The 2,352-nt window shown below is 45.1% G+C and carries 4 protein-coding genes; 1 reads left to right on the forward strand and 3 read right to left on the reverse strand.

Annotated elements, in window-relative coordinates; genetic code table 11:
- Positions 1-120: 120 nt before the first annotated feature.
- From ACR2PX_RS16680 to ACR2PX_RS16690, 3 genes are all read right to left on the reverse strand, one after another.
- Positions 121-342 (reverse strand): hypothetical protein, encoded by a 222-nt coding sequence (locus ACR2PX_RS16680; RefSeq protein WP_434000488.1) that lies wholly within the window; start codon positions 340-342, stop codon positions 121-123.
- 2 nt (positions 343-344) lie between these two features.
- The gene (locus ACR2PX_RS16685; protein WP_434000489.1) at positions 345-671 is read right to left on the reverse strand and encodes a hypothetical protein; all 327 of its coding nucleotides are present in this window, start codon (positions 669-671) and stop codon (positions 345-347) included.
- Between the two features lie 91 nt (positions 672-762).
- Positions 763-1,581, reverse strand: coding sequence for a DUF547 domain-containing protein (locus tag ACR2PX_RS16690; protein WP_434000490.1), 819 nt, complete (start codon positions 1,579-1,581; stop codon positions 763-765).
- A 310-nt stretch (positions 1,582-1,891) separates the two neighbouring features.
- On the opposite strand from ACR2PX_RS16690, the gene ACR2PX_RS16695 reads away from it, so the two are divergent.
- Entirely contained in the window at positions 1,892-2,206 is a 315-nt protein-coding gene (locus ACR2PX_RS16695; RefSeq protein WP_434000491.1) for an ArsR/SmtB family transcription factor, read from the forward strand.
- Positions 2,207-2,352 lie beyond the last annotated feature (146 nt).

Genomic DNA, 2,352 nt, shown 5'->3' on the forward strand with positions numbered 1-2,352 from the left:
GCGTCCCTGTGTAGCACCTTGCAAGTGCATTGTTATTAATACAGGTATTTTGCCTGAACAGCACAGAGGGCGCTCCTTTCAGTTCATTCTGTCTTACTTCTTCAGATCGTTAAGCGGGACTTAAGGACCTTGCATCTGCCCTTGAAGTTTTTCGGAAGACTCTTCCAACGTCTGCATTTCTTCATACAATGCACTCTGTCCAATATGGCAGCGTAGACTTTCATGAAGTTTCAATGAGGTATCCCAGGCATCGTTTGGAACGTCTACGACCCTGTCTTGCACACCATTTTTATGGAAAGTAATCCTTTTTACGCCACCTGCCGACCTCACTGTAAACGACATTTTTAACTCATTCGCAGAGATTCTCTCAAAAAGGACTTCTGTTTTTTATCCGGGCAGCGGGCAACGGGAGATTTGATTTCACGTCGGGTGATCAGAGGCAATTGTTCATAGAGAGAGGCAGTCGATAAAGACTCTTTTAGCGGTGTGCTAACCACTGAGCCCTCTCGATACTCAGTGTTCAGAATAATAGTTGAGACCGGAGACCAATTACTTCTCCCGGATGCTTTATACAAGGTAAATACATGTTCTCCAGCAAAAACCGGGATGATGTGCAGACTGAGAGCCAGAAACAGAAACCACCTTCCACTACCTGCTGCATATTGAATCACGCTCCTACCCTGTTCTATTAATGATTAGTGATTCATTTTAGACAGAAATCCTCCTGAAATGGCCAACTTCCCAAAAGTTAACCACAACCATTCAAGCAAACACGGTCTGCTGCTGACCCGTTCGATTCAATTGCCAGTCATAACGGTTGAAGGTCTTTTTCATATTATTGTTCTGAAGCAACTTCTGAACTAATCCTCTATCCGGATGCCAGCTGGCCAGGAAACGTGTCACGCCCTGAACGTCAAAATCCGACTGATACCATTTGAAGAGAGGCGGTAAATAGAGCAATCGGGAGTCTTCACTCAATGTCACTTCGCGTTCCAGAAAGTCTCGGGTCGCGCTAACCAGCAACTGCTCCACAGAATCAGGTGAAAAAGCCCTGAGAGCAGGAGAAGAAAAGCAAGCCGAGTAAAGCCCCATATGTAGGCGGGGATCAAGCTGAGACAGAACCAGGCTGCGACGTGGATCGTTTCTTTTGAAAGTACGACTGATACTGTTGGGCTGTCGAGCATTTTTGCGAAGAATACCATGCTCAATATCATCCAGACTGAGCAGGTGCCCACCAATATTATAAGTGTGGTCCTGGTAGAAGCCTTTGACTTCCCTGAGACTGCTACTGATCCCTGAAAAACAAACACTGTGCAATAAAAGGAGGTTGTAGACATTCAGCCAGAAAGCCAGCCGATCTTTGTCTGCAGTAAGAACAAAAGGGTCAAATTTCTTCAGATGCCTCGAAAAGAGGACGGCCCGATAATATTCCTGAGAGTTTCTGCAGCGTTCATAATCAAAGACATGTTGCTGCTCATCATAAAACTCATTCGTGAGTGCCTGGATATGCCGGCTGATATCGATAGAGAGACAGCACTCATCGGGTTTTCTGTTCGAGGCAGTTCCATCATTCAGTAGCATTTTTATTCCATCGCGTTGTTTTTGTTCTAATCAAATATACGACGAACACAAGTCTATAGTTTCAATATTACTGTGCTTTTCTCGCCTAAAATGTCATTCAGAATACTCTGACTTAAAATCGATCGACTTATTTTTAATAGAGCCACCCCTCCATAAGACGACAACTGGCAAGTTTATAATGCTCATTAATTCAACCTTTTATGCCTCATCTCAGATAAGTAAAACTTGCAGCCAAACGGGTCGAAACCACTTTGACAGATGACACCGCTGGCAATATCATGATCGTCATTCGACGATTATGAGTAGCAAGATGACTACTGAATGCCTATCCGACCTCTGCCAGATCAATCTGGACAGTACTCAAGAGCAGGCGCTTGCAGCAGCGGCAAAAGCCCTGGGTCATCCTGCTAGAATCCGACTATTGAAAATCCTGTCTCAGGGACAATGCCTGGGCAGTGACCTGGTGAGCAGTCTTGGGCTGGCACAATCGACTATCTCTGAGCATCTTCGCATACTCCGGGAAGCCGGTTTTATTAAGGCCGAAGTACAACATCCTCGAACCTGCTTCTCCATCAATCCTGATGCCATGAAGCAATTTAAAGAGTTACTGGGATATCTGGGTTAAGCCAGGTATCAGGTCCTCTGGCTAGGAGCCTGTCGGACTTACCACTGACCTACTGCGAAAAAGCCGGATTTGGCCATTTTTTATGATTCTTTTCGTTGAATAGCTCGCTATTCGCCTCAAATAATCATAAAAACTGTCTCAAACCG

The sequence above is a fragment of the Endozoicomonas sp. genome (assembly GCF_051008435.1).
Lineage (GTDB): Bacteria > Pseudomonadota > Gammaproteobacteria > Pseudomonadales > Endozoicomonadaceae > Endozoicomonas_A.